General features: G+C 71.2%; 13 protein-coding genes. 8 read left to right on the top strand and 5 right to left on the bottom strand.

Translation table 11 applies throughout. The features are described 5' to 3' along the window. The first annotated feature begins 59 nt into the window (after positions 1-59). On the top strand, positions 60-1,040 hold the full coding sequence (locus AOM46_RS18300) for an acyl-ACP desaturase (RefSeq protein WP_062213221.1): 981 nt from the start codon (positions 60-62) through the stop codon (positions 1,038-1,040). 354 nt (positions 1,041-1,394) lie between these two features. Beyond that, positions 1,395-3,008 (top strand): ABC-F family ATP-binding cassette domain-containing protein, encoded by a 1,614-nt coding sequence (locus AOM46_RS18305; RefSeq protein WP_062213224.1) that lies wholly within the window; start codon positions 1,395-1,397, stop codon positions 3,006-3,008. Between the two features lie 45 nt (positions 3,009-3,053). Here the strand turns inward: AOM46_RS18305 and AOM46_RS18310 are convergent, their stop codons facing one another. Beyond that, a complete protein-coding gene (locus tag AOM46_RS18310) occupies positions 3,054-4,820 on the bottom strand; it encodes an ABC transporter ATP-binding protein (protein ID WP_062213227.1) in 1,767 nt (588 codons plus the stop codon). Positions 4,821-5,161: 341 nt separating this feature from the next. Further along, positions 5,162-5,434, bottom strand: coding sequence for a hypothetical protein (locus AOM46_RS18315; protein WP_158920475.1), 273 nt, complete (start codon positions 5,432-5,434; stop codon positions 5,162-5,164). 325 nt (positions 5,435-5,759) lie between these two features. Here AOM46_RS18315 and AOM46_RS18320 point away from each other — a divergent pair, with 325 nt between their 5' ends. Then, entirely contained in the window at positions 5,760-6,278 is a 519-nt protein-coding gene (locus AOM46_RS18320; protein ID WP_062213746.1) for an ATP-binding protein, read from the top strand. On the opposite strand, the gene idi is transcribed toward AOM46_RS18320, so the two are convergent. The 3 genes from idi to galE all read right to left on the bottom strand — a co-directional run bounded on the left by idi (position 6,247) and on the right by galE (position 9,047). Further along, positions 6,247-6,813, bottom strand: coding sequence for an isopentenyl-diphosphate Delta-isomerase (idi, locus tag AOM46_RS18325; protein ID WP_062213234.1), 567 nt, complete (start codon positions 6,811-6,813; stop codon positions 6,247-6,249). The two genes, AOM46_RS18320 and idi, sit on opposite strands and share 32 nt — an antisense overlap. 103 nt (positions 6,814-6,916) lie before the next feature. Then, positions 6,917-7,861 carry a cation diffusion facilitator family transporter gene (locus AOM46_RS18330; RefSeq protein ID WP_062213238.1) on the bottom strand — a complete coding sequence of 315 codons (945 nt, stop codon included), beginning with the start codon at positions 7,859-7,861 and terminating at the stop codon, positions 6,917-6,919. Positions 7,862-8,060: 199 nt separating this feature from the next. Beyond that, on the bottom strand, positions 8,061-9,047 hold the full coding sequence (galE, locus tag AOM46_RS18335) for a UDP-glucose 4-epimerase GalE (RefSeq protein ID WP_062213253.1): 987 nt from the start codon (positions 9,045-9,047) through the stop codon (positions 8,061-8,063). Positions 9,048-9,253: 206 nt separating this feature from the next. Here galE and AOM46_RS18340 point away from each other — a divergent pair, with 206 nt between their 5' ends. Genes AOM46_RS18340 through AOM46_RS18360 form a run of 5 tightly spaced genes read left to right on the top strand, consistent with a single transcriptional unit; the run spans position 9,254 to position 14,519 of the window. After that, on the top strand, positions 9,254-11,065 hold the full coding sequence (locus AOM46_RS18340; RefSeq protein ID WP_062213753.1) for a DUF5941 domain-containing protein: 1,812 nt from the start codon (positions 9,254-9,256) through the stop codon (positions 11,063-11,065). Next, positions 11,062-11,814 carry a sugar phosphate nucleotidyltransferase gene (locus AOM46_RS18345; protein ID WP_062213257.1) on the top strand — a complete coding sequence of 251 codons (753 nt, stop codon included), beginning with the start codon at positions 11,062-11,064 and terminating at the stop codon, positions 11,812-11,814. Before AOM46_RS18340 ends, AOM46_RS18345 begins: the two co-directional genes overlap by 4 nt. Beyond that, a complete protein-coding gene (locus AOM46_RS18350) occupies positions 11,802-12,863 on the top strand; it encodes an iron-containing alcohol dehydrogenase family protein (RefSeq protein WP_062213260.1) in 1,062 nt (353 codons plus the stop codon). Before AOM46_RS18345 ends, AOM46_RS18350 begins: the two co-directional genes overlap by 13 nt. Continuing rightward, positions 12,841-13,626, top strand: a complete 786-nt coding sequence (locus AOM46_RS18355) for a CDP-alcohol phosphatidyltransferase family protein (protein ID WP_078856990.1) — start codon at positions 12,841-12,843, stop codon at positions 13,624-13,626. Before AOM46_RS18350 ends, AOM46_RS18355 begins: the two co-directional genes overlap by 23 nt. Positions 13,627-13,673: 47 nt before the next feature. After that, positions 13,674-14,519: a glycosyltransferase family 2 protein gene (locus tag AOM46_RS18360; RefSeq protein ID WP_062213749.1), complete on the top strand. Its 846-nt coding sequence runs from the start codon at positions 13,674-13,676 to the stop codon at positions 14,517-14,519. The last annotated feature ends 60 nt before the right edge of the window (positions 14,520-14,579 follow it).

The raw sequence follows: 14,579 nt of genomic DNA on the forward strand, positions 1-14,579 counted from the left end.
CCTACGGTGCCGTAACCTACGGTGTCGTAAGTAGTTCTGGAATGCGCGCGGGAGATCATGTGACGCTCGACTCAGCCCACCCCACCGGCAGATCTGGCGACTGGACCGACGCCCGATTGATTTACGCGTTGGAGGAGGTCGTCGAGACCGAGTTGAACCGCCACCTCAAGGTGGCCAAGGACTGGATGCCGCACGAGTACGTGCCCTGGAGCCAGGGCCGTGACTTCGACGGTCCGATGGGCGGCGAGCCCTGGTCGCTCGACCAGTCGAAGGTCACCGACGTCGGCCGTACGGCGCTGGTGGTCAACCTGCTGACCGAGGACAACCTGCCCAGCTACCACCACGAGATCGCCTCGATCTTCGGTCGGGAGGGCGCCTGGGGCACCTGGGTGCACCGCTGGACGGCGGAGGAGGGGCGGCACGGCATCGTGCTGCGTGACTATCTCCTCACCACGCGTGCGGTCGACCCGGTCCAGCTGGAGAACTTCCGGATGGCCCATATGTCGGAGGGCTTCGAGTCCGACAACGCGCACTCCATGCTGCACTCCGTCGCCTATGTAGCCTTCCAGGAACTGGCCACCCGTATATCGCACCGGAACACCGGCCACGAGTCGGGAGACCCCCTCTGCGACCGGCTGCTGGCCCGGATCGCCACCGACGAGAACCTGCACATGGTCTTCTACCGCAACCTGCTCCGCGCGGCCTTCGAGATCGCGCCGGACCAGACCATGCGGGCCGTGCGCGACGTGGTGGTCGACTTCCGGATGCCGGGCCACGGCATCCCCGGCTTCGAGCGGGCCGCCGCCCGGATGGCCATCGGCGGCATCTACAACCTGCGCATCCACCACGATGACGTGATCCAGCCTGTGCTCCGCTACCTCAAGGTGATGGAGATCACGGGGCTCAGCCCCGAGGGGCTGAAGGCCCAGGACGAGCTGGGCACCTTCCTGGGGGGCCTGGACGCCGAGGCCCGGGTCTTCGACGAGCGGCTGGCCGCCCGGCGGGCCAGGATAGAGGCCCGCGCGGCGCGCCAGGACTGACCTGGTCGGCCGCGCCCGGAAGCGGCGCGGCCGGCCCGGCCACCGAGGGGCCGGGCCGGGGCGGTAGTCGCTTGCCCCGGCCCGACGGCCCTCGTAAACTCATCAGCGTCTCTGTTGTCGGCGTCGGGGGTTCCGTTGCGTATCTGAGGTCATGACACCGCGAGCCCATCGGCCCGTGCCATCCGCCGCGTCTCACGCGGTAGCACGAGTGCCACGCCGCGCGGATGACCTCGGAAGCCAACGGCATCGCTCTCCCCTCGTCGTTCTTCCTCGTCAACTCGGTGCCCGATCCGGGCCCGGTGTCTCCCTGTGTCGCCCGATATCCAGCGATATCCCCACACATGAGGAGGCCCTATGTCTCATCCCGGCACCACCCATATCTCCTGCCACCGGCTGACCTTCGACTGGCCCGACGGCAGTCGGCTCTTCGACGGCCTCGACCTGGCCATCGGCCCGGGCCGCACCGGCCTCATCGGTCTCAACGGCACCGGCAAGTCCACCCTGCTCAAGCTGATCGCCGGCGAACTCGCCCCGCTCTCCGGATCGGTGCGCGTCGAGGGGGAGATCGGCTATCTGGCGCAGCACCTCCCGTTGGACACCGCGCTCCGCGTCGACCAGGTCCTCGGTATCGACCGCACCCGGGCGGCGCTGCACGCCATCGAGGGCGGCGACGCGGCCGAGGAGCACTTCGCCGCGGTAGGCGACGACTGGGACATCGAGGAGCGCACCCGCGCCACCCTCGACCAACTCGGCCTGGCGCACATCGAACTGGACCGCCCGGTGGGACAGATCTCCGGCGGCGAGTCGGTGCTGCTGCGGCTCGCCGGACTGCTGCTGAGCGGCCCGGACGTGCTGCTGCTGGACGAGCCCACCAACAACCTGGACCTGCGGGCCAGGGAACGTCTCTACGAGGCGATCAGATCCTGGCGCGGCGTGCTGGTCGTGGTCAGCCACGACCGTGAGCTGCTGGAACGGGTGGACCAGATCGCCGATCTGCGGGAGGGGCGGGTGATCCGCTACGGCGGCACCCTCTCCGCCTACGAGGAGGCGCTGGCCGTCGAACAGGAGGCGGCCGAGCGGACGGTGCGGGCGGCCGAGGCCGATGTCCGCCGGCAGAAGCGGGAGTTGATCGAGGCCCACGAGAAGCTGACCGCGCGGGCCAGGGCGGGCAAGAAGGCGGGGGAGACCGCCGGGCTGCCCAAGATCGTCGCGGGCGCCAGAAAGCGCGCCGCCGAGGTCTCGGCCGGCAAACACCGCATCCTGCACGAGGAGCGGCTGGCCGAGGCCAGGGAACGCCTCACCGAGGCGGAGTCGGCGATCAGGGACGATGACGAGATCCGCGTCGACCTGCCGGGCACCGCCGTGCCGGGCCGCCGTCGAGTGCTGACCCTGCGGGAGCTTCGGCTGCGCAACGGCGCGCGGGCGGACGTCGAGGTGCTTGGCCCCGAGCGGATCGCCCTGGTCGGCACCAACGGGGCGGGCAAGAGCACCCTGTTGAACACCGTCGCCGGCCTGCTGGAGCCGGTGGCCGGCGAGGCAGTCGCCCATGTGCCGCTGCGCTATCTGCCGCAACGCCTCGACGTGCTCGACGGCGGACTGAGCATCGCCGACAACGTCCACGCCCTGGCGCCCACGGCCCGGCCGCAGCAGGTGCGCTCCCAGCTGGCGCGCTTCCTCTTCCGGAAGGAAACGCCCGACCAGCGGGTGGACACCCTCTCCGGGGGCGAGCGGTTCCGGGCCACGCTGGCCGCGTTGATGTTGGCCGAGCCCGCGCCGCAGCTGCTGCTGCTGGACGAGCCGACCAACAACCTGGACCTGGCCAGCGCGCGGCAGCTGACCTCGGCGCTCAACTCCTTCCGGGGCGCCCTGTTGGTCGCCAGCCACGACCTGCCGTTCCTCCGGGGACTGGGCATCACCCGCTGGCTGGCCCTGGAGGAGGGGGAGTTGACGGAGACCGGGCCCCGCTGAGGCTGCGGGGCCCGGCCCTCCCCTGCGCCGCCCGGCGCGGGCGGGTCAGGTGATCTGACCGGCCTGCAGCCGGGCGTAGGCGCCGCCACGCCGGAGCAGATCGGCGTGGCCGCCGATCTCCGAGATCCGGCCGTGCTCCATGACCACGATCCGGTCGGCGTTGCGGACCGTGGACAGGCGGTGGGCCACGACGAAGACCGTCCGCCCGCGCATCAGCCGGTCCATCGCGTCCTGCACCAACGCCTCCGAACGGGTGTCAAGGGCGGAGGTGGCCTCGTCGAGCACCAGCACCCGGGGGTCGCGGATCAATGCCCGGGCGATGGCGATGCGTTGGCGCTGCCCTCCGGAGAGGCGGGCGCCGCGCTCGCCGACGACCGTGTCGAGCCCTTCGGGCAGCCGCTCGACGAACTCCAGGGCGTTGGCGTCCCGCAGCGCCGCCCGGACCTGCGCGGCCTTCACATCCGGCATGCCGTAGCCGACGTTCTCCGAGATGGTGCCCTCGAAGAGCACCGACTCCTGGGGGACCACCGACAGGAAGCGGCGGTAGCTGCGGAGGTCGAGCGTGCTCATGTCGGCGCCGTCCAGCAGGATCCGCCCCGAGACCGGCCTGATGAAGCCGATCAGCAGGTTGAGCACCGTGGACTTGCCGGCCCCCGACGCCCCCACCAGGGCGATCGTCTCCCCGGGCGGCACGGTGAGATCGAAGTCCACCACGGCCGCGGGGCCGTCCCCCTCGTAGCGGTAGGTGACGTTCTCGAAGCGCAGTTGCCCCTTGACCGCCTCGACCTGGGTCTTGCCCGCGTTGACCTCCAGGTCGGGGGCCTGGAGCACCTCGCCGGCCGAGCGGACGGACTCAAGGCCCTTGCTGATGATGGGGGCAAGACCCATCAGCATCGTCATGGAACCGGTCAGGGTGGTGAAGAAGGTGCTCAGCATCACCACATCGCCCGCGGTGATCGGCAGCCAGGCATAGTACGAGACGGTCGCGGCGCCGGCGAGGAAACCGATGCCGATGGCGTTGAGCAGAATCCAGGCGAGCGCGCCGAAGTGTCCGTTCAACAGGTCCAGCCGTATGCCGGAACGGAGCACCTGGCTCAGCGAGTTGTCCACCCGGCCCAGGGCCGTGCGCTCCAGGCCGTGCGCCCGGGTGACGGGGATCAGGCTGGTCATCTCGCCGACCCGGGTGGAGAGTTGCTCCACCTCCTTGCGGAACTGCGCGTTCCTGGTGCGCAGTCGGGTGCGCAGCCGGCGCACCAGCAGGGCGGCGGCCGGCACGATGATCACAAAGGCGGGCAGCGCCGACGGCACCCGCACCGCGATCACCGCGAGCCCGCCGACCAGGGTGATGATGGCGGCGAGCCCGGTGTCGGCGCTCTGCTGGGAGGACACCTCGATGTTCTCCACATCCCGGATCACCTTGGTCTGGAGGGCGCTCGCGCTGACCCGGGAGTGATAGCCGATCGAGAGTTCCTGCATGCGGCGGCAGAGCGCGGAGCGCAGCTTGGTGCCCACGCGGCGCACGCTGCCGTGCATGCACCGGACATAGAGCAGGTGCGTGGGGTAGTTGAGCATCAGGACCACCAGCAACACCAGGGTGTTGGTGCCCAACTCCTCGATGGGACGGCGCTCCACCACGATGTCGATGATGTTGGCGGTGACCAGAGGCAGCAGCCACACCGGGCTGTGCTTGACGATGAACGCCAAGACGGCGACCAGGATCCGGAGGCGGTCGTCCCGGAAGAGGTAGGCGAGGGTCCGCACCGGATGCTCCCCCCGGTAGCGATGCTCCAGGGGGCCTTGCGGAAGAGCCATGACAGCAGCACTCCAACGTCCAGGAAATGGGTCGGGATGACCTTGCCCCTGATACGTCTCGAACACTCACCGAAATGGTGCCTGGAAGTGGACTCTGCCCTATTCCTTATGGTTCGGGGTAATTCATATACATCGTGATAGTAGGCATGTATGGGGCTGCCTGTACCGAAAGGTACCAGGTGGTCGCCCACCCGCAGTCAGATTTCTCAACTTCCGTATATTCGCGACACAGAGGCGCCCTCGCACCGGCGCTCGCGCCGGTGCGTCGATTCCCCGGGGGTTCACCACCACGCGCCCGCCCGGACGGGTGAGCCCCGTGGGGCGTCGCTCACCGCTCCGGCTCAGGCGGCCTCGTAGCGGATCTGAGGGTCGAGGAACATCTGGACATGGCCGCACTGCGCGCAGATCAGGCCGGTCGCCGACTTGTTCGCCCAGTCCAGGCCGAAGAAGCTCATCCCGGTGCTGTTGAGCTTGATCTCCCGCTCGTTGAAGAGGTGGTAGCGGCAGAAGGGGCAGTGCACCTGCTGGTTGCCCACGAACACGCGCATCGGGCTCTGCGCCATGGCGGCCTCCTGGTCGGGGGTCTCTCGACCCGTCGCGAATGTGATGATCATGCCATCGCCGTCCGTCGCCACCCAAGGCGGGCACGGAGCGGACGCTCGGCCCCGGCGGTTGAGCCGGGCGCGGCGGAGCGAAACGTTGCGCCCGGGGTGAACGGTCGGTAGGCATGTCAACTCTGTCTTAAGCGAAGCAAATTGGTCGAACTCCGCCTTGTTCCTCGCGAGTTTCGTTCACCCGGTCATGTAGCGCTGGCACATGCCAACACTCGACAGAGCAAGGCCATCCGCACCCGGCCCCCGTCGGGAAGCGTGCGTGGTTGGCCAGGACCGTTCCCCGAAGCACCCCGATACCCCAGGAGAGGGGCCCGTGTCGAACATCATGGACAGGTCATCGGACGCGCCGCCGCACCCCGCCCAAGCCCTGCCGACCCCGGCCTGGCAGGGCACCTGGCGCTTCACCCTTCCCCCCACCGACAGCTCGGTGCCCCAGGCCCGGCACGCCGTTCGCGATCTGCTGCGTCGACGATCCGCACCGCTCACGGACGAGCGGACCCACGGACTGATGCTGATCCTCTCCGAGCTGGTCACCAACGCTGTGCGGCACGCGGCCCTGCTCACCCCCGAGATCGGCGTCGAGGTGACCGTCGATCCGTACTGGGTCTGGGTCCGGGTCGAGGACGGCCACCCCTACCGCCCGCACGCGCTGGCCGCGTCCCCCGAGCGACAGCGCACCGGAGGGCGCGGGCTGCTCCTGGTGCAGGCCACCGCCCAGGAGGCCGGCGGCTCCTGCGGAGTGCGGGCCACCGCCGGCGGCGGCAAGGTGATCTGGGCCGTGCTCCCGCTGGACCGCCCCACCGGCTGGCCGACTACCAGCCCGCCGCCCCGGCCAGCTCCCTGACCGCCGGCCCGGCGGCGTCCAGCACGGTGCCGAACCAGGCGGAGAACGCGCTCCCGGCCCGTAGCCCGGCCAGCTCGCCCGGGGTGACGAAGGCCGTCTCGGCGATCTCCTCCGGATCGGGCCGCAGCGGCTGCCGCACCACCCCGGCGAAGAGGTGGTTGTACTCCTGCTCCACCAGCCCTGAGACCGGATCGGGGTGGTTGTACCGCACGGTGCCGGCCTCCCGCAGCAGGCTCGGCGCCGCGCCCAGCTCCTCGAACGTCCGGCGGGCCGCCGCCAGGAACGGCGCCTCGCCGGGGAGCGGATGGCCACAGCAGGTGTTCGACCACACGCCGGGGGAGTGGTACTTGCCGAGCGCGCGGCGCTGCAGCAACAGCCGACCCGCGTCGTCGAGGAGGAACACCGAGAACGCGCGGTGCAGCCGACCGGGCGCCTGGTGGGCGGAGAGCTTCTCCGCCGTCCCGACGGTGTGGCCGTCCTCGTCGACGAGTTCGAGCAGGATCGGCTCGGTCGACACGGCTGCGCGGTGGGACATGGCCACCAGTTCCTCACTCCCGGATGCGGGCCTCGGGATGCCCCTGGCCCCGTACCAGTGTGCCGCACGCGCGCGTCGTGCCCGGTCGGAGCGGTCGGAGGCTTCAGTGGCAGAGGCCGACCTCGTGTGCCTTGTGGCCCGAGGGTTCGAGTTGGAAGGTGCAGTGCTCCACCGCGAAGTGATCGCCCAGACAGCGCTGCAGCTCGTGCAGCGTGCGCTCGTGCCCCACCTCGTCCAGCACCTCGCGGCTGACCACGACATGGGCCGAGAGGACGGGCATCCCTGAGGTGATCGTCCACACATGGAGATCGTGCACACCCTCGACGCCCGGCAGCCCCAGGATGTGCTCACGCACCTCGGCCACCCGCAGGTCCTTGGGTGCCGTCTCCAGCAGCACGTCCACGGCCTCCTTGGCCAGCTTGACCGTGCGCGGCACGATCAGCAGCGCGATCAGCAACGAGGCGACCGGATCCGCCCGCTGCCAACCGGTGATCATGATCACCAGCGCCGCCACGATCACCGCCAGCGAACCCAGCGCGTCCGCCAACACCTCAAGGAAGGCGCCGCGCACGTTCAGGCTCTCCCGTTGGCCCCGCATCAGCAGCGCCAACGAGACGCAGTTGAGAGCCAGGCCGACGACACCGAACACCAGCGTGGTCGCGCCCGGCACCTCGCTCGGCTCCCGCAGCTGGTCGATGGACTCCATCAGGATGTAGCCGCCGACACCGAAGAGCAGCAGGCAGTTGAGCAGCGCGGCGAGGATCTCCATCCGCGCCAGCCCGAACGTGCGCCGCTCGCCGGTGCTGGGGCGGTTGGCGAAGTGGATCGCGACCAGCGCCATCCCGATGCCCACCGCGTCCGTCGCCACATGCCCCGCGTCCGCGAGCAGCGCCAGCGAGCCGGTGATCGCGGCGCCGATCAGCTCGGCCACCAGCAGCAGCCCCGCGATGCCCAGCGCGATCCACAGCCGCCCCCGGTAGGCGGCCCCCTGCGTTCCGCCGCCGCCCGACGGCCCCCCGCCGTGGCCGTGGTGATGCCCCGCGCCCATGTGTGCCCACCCCTCCTTGGTCGACTTCCCCCACAGTGAACTACGGGGAGGGGGTATCGGGCAACGCTGCACTGAACACCGTTGTCATGTGCTCTGACCTGCGGGTTTGCCCAACGGGCGGAGGGTGGGCGCGACCTGCGACGATGCCGGACGTCGGCTGCCGGACGGGCGGTGCCGGGTGCCGGGTGCCGGCGGACCGTCAGGGAGTGTCTGCCTGGCGGCACCACCCCTCCCAGGCCGAGGCCACCATCTCGCGCAGCCCGTGCCGGGCGGTGAAGCCCAGTTGTCGCGCCGCCAACTCGGCGGAGGCGACCACCCGGGCCGGATCCCCCGCCCGCCGCTCGGCGACGACCGGCGCCAGCTCCGGCCGCCCCGTCACCTCGCCCACGAGATCGGCCAACTCCCGCACCGAAACCCCCTGCCCGGTGCCGATGTTCACCGTCAGATCGCCGGCGGGACCGTCGGGCGCGGCCCGCTCCAGGGATCTGGCCGCCGCCAGATGCGCCTCGGCCAGATCCGCCACATGCACGTAGTCGCGGACACAGGTGCCGTCGGGGGTCGGATAGTCGCCGCCGAGGATCACCGGCGGCAGCCCCGCGCTGATCCGCTCGAAGAACAGCGGGATGACATTGGCCGCGCCCCGATCCGCCCACTCGGGCCTGGCCGCGCCCGCCACGTTGAAATAGCGCAGACAGACCGTCCGCATCCCCCGGGCCAGGCCGGCGGCCCGCACCAGCCACTCGCCGGCCAGCTTCGTCTCGCCATAGGGATTGACCGGCCGGCAGGGCGTCTCCTCCGTGACCAGCGGAACGTCGGGCGAGCCGTAGACCGCGGCGGAGGAGGAGAAGACCAGCCGCCGCACCCCGGCAACCGCCATCGCCTCCAACAGGGTGACCAGACCGCCGACGTTCTCCCGGTAGTAGAGCAGCGGCTCGGCGACCGACTCGGGAACCCGCTTGCGGGCGGCCAGATGCACCACGCCCGTGACCCCGTGCGCGGCGAGCGCCCCGGCCACCGCCGCACCGTCCAGCACCGAGGCCCGCACCACCGGCACCTCAGCCGGCAGCCGCTCGGCGACCCCCGCGGAGAGATCGTCCAGCACCACGACGCGCTCCCCGCCCGCGATCATCGCGTGCACGACATGAGCGCCTATGTATCCGGCGCCGCCGGTTATCAGCCAGGTCATGGCCGCAGCCTAATCCCTGCCACCGACAGCGCGACTTCGCTCGGTGTCAGAGGCGTCGCGTAGGGTCACCTTCGGTGTCGACGCGACACCGGAAATGAACCGGGGGTTTCCACACCCCAACGCCGTTCTTGCCGCGCGGTGGTCATCAGATAATCTCTGCCGACATGCCGCCGCAGAGCGCGGAGTTGCTGCAAGGAGTGAGTCAGCTGTCGAGCGCCATCCTCACCGGTCCGCCCGTTGCCGGATCACCGCTGGAGGAAGATCTTCGGGCGTTGGGCTTCTCCGTCACCGTGGCCGAGCGGCCAGCCGAGTTGGCCCGGGCCCTCGCCGAGGCCCCGGCCGGTGAGCGGGTCGCCGTCGTCGATCCCCGCTTCGTCGGCCATCGGCACAGCCTCCGCCTCGGGCTCACGGACCCCAGGTTCCCCACCTCGGCCATCCCCGGCGCCGTCACCGCCACGGGACCGGCCAGGCCCGCCCTGGCCGCCGCCGTCGCCGCCCTCGGCGACAGCGCGGCGCAGGCCGGCGGCCCGCTGGCCGCCCCGCCCGAGGCCGGGCGGCTGGCCGCGCTGCTCGCCGCCGAGGGCGCCGAGCCGCACCGCCCCGAGCTGGGCACGCTGGTCGCCGAGGTGCCCACCGGCGAACGCGCCCGCGCCGAGGCCGCCGAGCGGGTCGCCTCGGTCGACGAGGAGGCCGTTCGGCTGCGCGGCGCCGTCAAGTCCCGCGACGGCTTTGTCACCACCCACCTGGTGAGCCCCTACTCCCGCTATCTGGCCCGCTGGTGCGCCCGGCGCGGCCTCACCCCCAACCAGGTCACCACCGCCTCGCTGGTCACCGCGCTGATCGCGGCCGGCTGCGCGGCCACCGGCGACCGCCTCGGCTTCGTCGCCGCCGGCCTGTTGCTCCTCGCCTCCTTCGTGCTGGACTGCGCCGACGGCCAGTTGGCCAGGTACGCGCTGCGCTACTCCACCCTCGGCGCGTGGTTGGACGCCACGTTCGACCGCGCCAAGGAGTACGCGTTCTACGCCGGCCTGGCGCTGGGCGCGGCCAGGTCGGGGGACGATGTCTGGGCGTTGGCGCTGGGCGCGATGGTGCTGATGACCTGCCGCCATATCGTCGACTTCGCCTATAACGAGGCCCATCCGCCAAGCCCTTCGGGCGGCGGCGCCAGCGCCATCTCCGGGCGGCTCGACCGGATCGGCTGGACGGTCTGGGCGCGCCGGATGATCGTGCTGCCGATCGGCGAACGCTGGCTGCTGATCGCGGTGTTGATCGCCTGCACCAACCCCAGGACCACCTTCACCGTGCTGCTGGTCGCCAGCGCCTTCGCCGCCTGCTACACCACGGCCGGCCGGCTGCTGCGCTCGCTGCGGGCGCGGGGCGGCACGGCTTCCTCGGCGCCGGCCGCGCTCGCCGGTCTGGCGGACAACGGGCCGCTGGCGGGCGCGCTCGGCCGGCCCCTGCCGGCGCTGGCCAGGGCGCTGCCGGCGCCGGTGTGGGCGCTGCTCGGCCTGGTCCTGCTGGGGGTGACGCTGCCGCCGCTGGTCGGCGAGGGCAGTTGGCTCGCCGTGCTGGGCGCCGTCGGCTACGCGCTCTGCGCCGGCCGGGCCGCCGCCCGCCCGCTGCGCGGCGCGCTCGACTGGCTGCTCCCGCCGCTCTTCCGCGCCGGCGAGTATCTGACCGTCCTCCTCCTCGCCGCCCACAGCGAGGTGAACGGTGCGTTGCCGGCGGCTTTCTGCCTGGTGGCGGCGAGCGCCTACCATCACTACGACACGGTGTACCGCCTCCGAGGCGGTGCCGGGGCGCCTCCCCGCTGGCTGGTCATGGCCACCGGCGGACACGAGGGGCGCGTCCTGGTGGTCACGGTCGCCTGTGCCCTCTGGGCCGGCGGACAGGGCTTCACCATCGCGCTCGCGGCCCTTGCCGGGGTCGTCGCGCTCCTGGTGCTGGGGGAGAGCATCCGTTTCTGGATCTCCTCCCAGGCACCGGCCGTACACGACGAAACAGGAGAACCCGCATGATCGGCCTCGTGCTGGCCGCCGGCGCCGGACGGCGTCTTCGCCCCTACACCGACACCCTGCCCAAGGCGCTGGTGCCGGTGGTCAACGAGGACGGCGAGGACAGCAAGACCGTCCTCGACCTCACCCTCGCCAACTTCGCCGAGGTGGGTCTGGCCGAGGCCGCCATCGTGGTGGGCTACCGCAAGGAGGCCGTCTACGAGCGCAGGGCCGAGCTGGAGCGCCAGTACGGCGTGAAGCTCACCCTGATCGACAACGACAAGGCCGAGGAGTGGAACAACGCCTACTCCCTGTGGTGCGCCAGGGAGGCGATCGCCGAGGGCGTGATCCTCGCCAACGGCGACACCGTGCACCCGCCGTCCGTCGAGCGCACCCTGCTGGCCGCGCGTGGCGAGGGGCGGCGGATCATCCTCGCCCTGGACACGGTCAAGTCGCTGGCCGACGAGGAGATGAAGGTCGTCGCCGACCCGGAGAAGGGCGTGCGGCGGATCACCAAGCTGATGGAGCCGGCCGAGGCCAGCGGCGAGTACATCGGGGTCACCCTGATCGAGCCAGAGGCCGCCGCCGAGCTGGCCGACGCGCTGCGCACCACCTATGAGCGCGACCCCCAGCTCTACTACGAGGACGGGTACCAGGAGCTGGTGCACCGCGGCTTCCGTATCGACACCGCCCCGATCGGCGAGGTCAGCTGGGTCGAGATCGACAACCACGAAGACCTCGCCAGGGGAAGGGAGATCGCGTGCCGGTACTGACCCGCCTCATCCCGTCCCCCGTCTCGGTCGACATCGCCGCCGGGGCCCTGGACAAACTGGCGGGGCTCCTGGCCGACCAGCGGATCTCCTCCTCCGGCCGGCTGGCCGTCGCGATCAGCAAGGGGTCGGGCGCCGCGCTCCGCGAGCGCCTGACCCCCGCACTGCCCGGCGCCGACTGGTACGAGGTCGGCGGCGGCACCATCGACGCCGCCGTGCAGCTGGCCGACGCCATGCGTTCGGGCCACTACGACGCCGTCGTCGGCCTCGGCGGAGGCAAGATCATCGACGCCGCCAAGTACGCCTCGGCGCGGGTCGGCCTGCCGATGGTCGCGGTCGCCACCAACCTGGCGCACGACGGCATCTGTTCGCCGGTCTCCATCCTCGACAACGACGCGGGGCGCGGGTCCTACGGCGTGCCAGCGCCCATCGCGCTGGTGGTCGACCTGGAGGTGATCCACCAGGCGCCGGTGCGCTATGTGCGCTCCGGCATCGGGGACGCCGTCTCCAACATCTCCGCCATCGCGGACTGGGAGCTGTCCCACCGCGAGACGGGCGAGCAGATCGACGGTCTCGCCGCCGCCATGGCGCGGCAGGCCGGGGAGGCCGTGCTCCGACACCCGGGGGACTGCTCCGACGACCGCTTTCTGACGGTGCTCGCCGAGGCGTTGGTGCTCTCCGGCATCGCCATGAGCATCGCCGGCCACACCCGGCCGTCCTCGGGCGCCTGCCACGAGATCTCGCACGCGCTGGACATCCTCTACCCCCGGCGCTCGGCGCCGCACGGCGAACAGGTCGGCCTGGGCGCGGCGTTCGCCATGCATCTGCGGGGCGAGAGCGAGAGCTGTGGGCTGATCGCCGCCGTGCTGCGGCGCCACGGGCTGCCGGTGCGGCCGGACGAGATCGGCTTCAGCACCGACGAGTTCGTCACCGCCGTCGCCTTCGCGCCGCAGACCAGGCCGGGCCGTTACACCATCCTCGAACACCTCGATCTGACCACCGACGAAATCAGGGACGCGTACGCGGACTATGTCAAAGCCATCGGTAGCTGAACTCCGTCCCGTGGTGCACCCCGCCGGCGTCAAGGACCGGCGCAGCGGGGAGCACTGGGCCGGTCGCCTGTACATGCGGGAGATCTCCCTGCGGTGGACCAGGCATCTGGTGAACACCCGCGTCACGCCCAACCAGCTCACCTATCTGATGGTTCTCGCCGGGGTCGCCGCCGGCGCGGCGCTGCTGATCCCGGGCCTGGTCGGGGCGGTGCTGGCCGCGCTGCTGATCCAGCTCTACCTGCTGCTGGACTGCGTGGACGGCGAGGTCGCCCGCTGGCGCGGCCAGACCTCGATCACCGGCGTCTATCTGGACCGGATCGGCCACTACCTCTCCGAGGCCGCGCTGCTGGTGGGCTTCGGGCTGCGGGCCGCCGATGTCCTCGGTCAGCACGAGGCGTCCGCCAACTGGTTCTGGGCCTTCCTCGGCTCGCTGGCCGCGCTGGGCGCGATCCTGATCAAGGCCGAGACGGATCTGGTCGATGTGGCCCGGGCCCGCAGCGGGCTGCCCGCCGTGAAGGACGAGGCGGCCACGCCGCGTTCCTCGGGGCTCGCGGTGGCGCGCAGGGCCGCTGCGGCGCTGAAGTTCCACCGACTGGTAGGCGGGGTGGAGGCGTCGCTGCTGATCCTGGCCGTGGCCATCCTGGACGTGATCGGCGGCGAGCTGTTCTTCACCCGTCTCGGGGTCGCGCTGCTGGCCGGCATCGCCATCGTGCAGACCCTGCTGCACCTGGTGTCCATCCTCGCCTCCAGCAGGCTGCGGTGAGCGCGGGGGACGCCGGGCGGCTCACGGTCGGCGCCGTGGTGCTGACCATGGGGGACCGGCCGAAGGAGCTGCGCGCCCTGCTGGACTCGGTGGCCGGGCAGCGCGGCGACCCGATCGAGGTGGTGGTCGTGGGCAACGGCGCCCGGCTGCCCGAGCTTCCGGAGGGCGTGCGCGGCATCGAGCTCCCGGAGAACCTGGGCATTCCCGGTGGGCGCAATGTGGGCATCGAGGCCTTCGGCGCCGCCGGCGCCGATGTCGATGTGTTGCTGTTTCTGGACGATGACGGACTGCTTCCGGACAAAGAAACGGCCGAGCTGGTTCGGGAGGCGTTCGCCGCCGATCCCCGGCTGGGCATCATCAGCTTCCGGATCGCCGATCCCGACACGGGAGTCACGCAGCGTCGCCACGTTCCCCGGTTGCGCGCCTCGGACCCGATGCGCTCCTCCAGGGTCACCACTTTCCTCGGCGGTGCCAACGCGGTGCGCACCGCGGTTTTCCAAAAAGTTGGTGGACTTCCGGAGAACTTCTTCTACGCGCACGAGGAGACCGATCTCGCCTGGCGCGCCCTGGACGCCGGCTGGGCCATCGACTACCGCGCCGATCTCCTGCTGCACCATCCGACCACGGCGCCCTCACGGCACGCGATGTACCACCGGATGGTCGCCAGAAACCGGGTCTGGCTCGCGCGCCGTAACCTCCCGTTGCCGCTGATCCCGGTCTATCTGGGGGTCTGGCTGCTGCTCACCCTGCTCAGGCGGCCGTCGTGGCCGGCGCTGCGGGCCTGGTTCGCCGGCTTCGCCGAGGGCTGGCGCACCTCGTGTGGTCAACGGAGGGCGATGCGTTGGCGTACGGTATGGCGCCTGACCCGGCTGGGACGACCTCCTGTTATCTGACAAGCTCGGGTCTGAGACCATCCTGGGGCCGAGCGTTCGCGCGGCCCCAGCCGCCCTGTG

The sequence above is a fragment of the Streptomyces sp. NBRC 109706 genome (genome assembly GCF_000974485.1).
Classification (GTDB): Bacteria; Actinomycetota; Actinomycetes; order Streptomycetales; family Streptomycetaceae; genus Streptomyces.

What these genes read in the sequence shown, in the direction of transcription:
- AOM46_RS18355 (WP_078856990.1), top strand. Translation starts at nt 12,841, where the DNA reads ATGTCAAAGCCATCGGTAGCTGAACTCCGTCCCGTGGTGCACCCCGCC.
- AOM46_RS18330 (WP_062213238.1), bottom strand. Translation starts at nt 7,861, where the DNA reads ATGGGCGCGGGGCATCACCACGGCCACGGCGGGGGGCCGTCGGGCGGC.
- AOM46_RS18360 (WP_062213749.1), top strand. Translation starts at nt 13,674, where the DNA reads ATGGGGGACCGGCCGAAGGAGCTGCGCGCCCTGCTGGACTCGGTGGCC.
- AOM46_RS18320 (WP_062213746.1), top strand. Translation starts at nt 5,760, where the DNA reads ATGGACAGGTCATCGGACGCGCCGCCGCACCCCGCCCAAGCCCTGCCG.
- AOM46_RS18305 (WP_062213224.1), top strand. Translation starts at nt 1,395, where the DNA reads ATGTCTCATCCCGGCACCACCCATATCTCCTGCCACCGGCTGACCTTC.
- idi (WP_062213234.1), bottom strand. Translation starts at nt 6,813, where the DNA reads ATGTCCCACCGCGCAGCCGTGTCGACCGAGCCGATCCTGCTCGAACTC.
- AOM46_RS18315 (WP_158920475.1), bottom strand. Translation starts at nt 5,434, where the DNA reads ATGATCATCACATTCGCGACGGGTCGAGAGACCCCCGACCAGGAGGCC.
- galE (WP_062213253.1), bottom strand. Translation starts at nt 9,047, where the DNA reads ATGACCTGGCTGATAACCGGCGGCGCCGGATACATAGGCGCTCATGTC.
- AOM46_RS18345 (WP_062213257.1), top strand. Translation starts at nt 11,062, where the DNA reads ATGATCGGCCTCGTGCTGGCCGCCGGCGCCGGACGGCGTCTTCGCCCC.
- AOM46_RS18310 (WP_062213227.1), bottom strand. Translation starts at nt 4,820, where the DNA reads ATGGCTCTTCCGCAAGGCCCCCTGGAGCATCGCTACCGGGGGGAGCAT.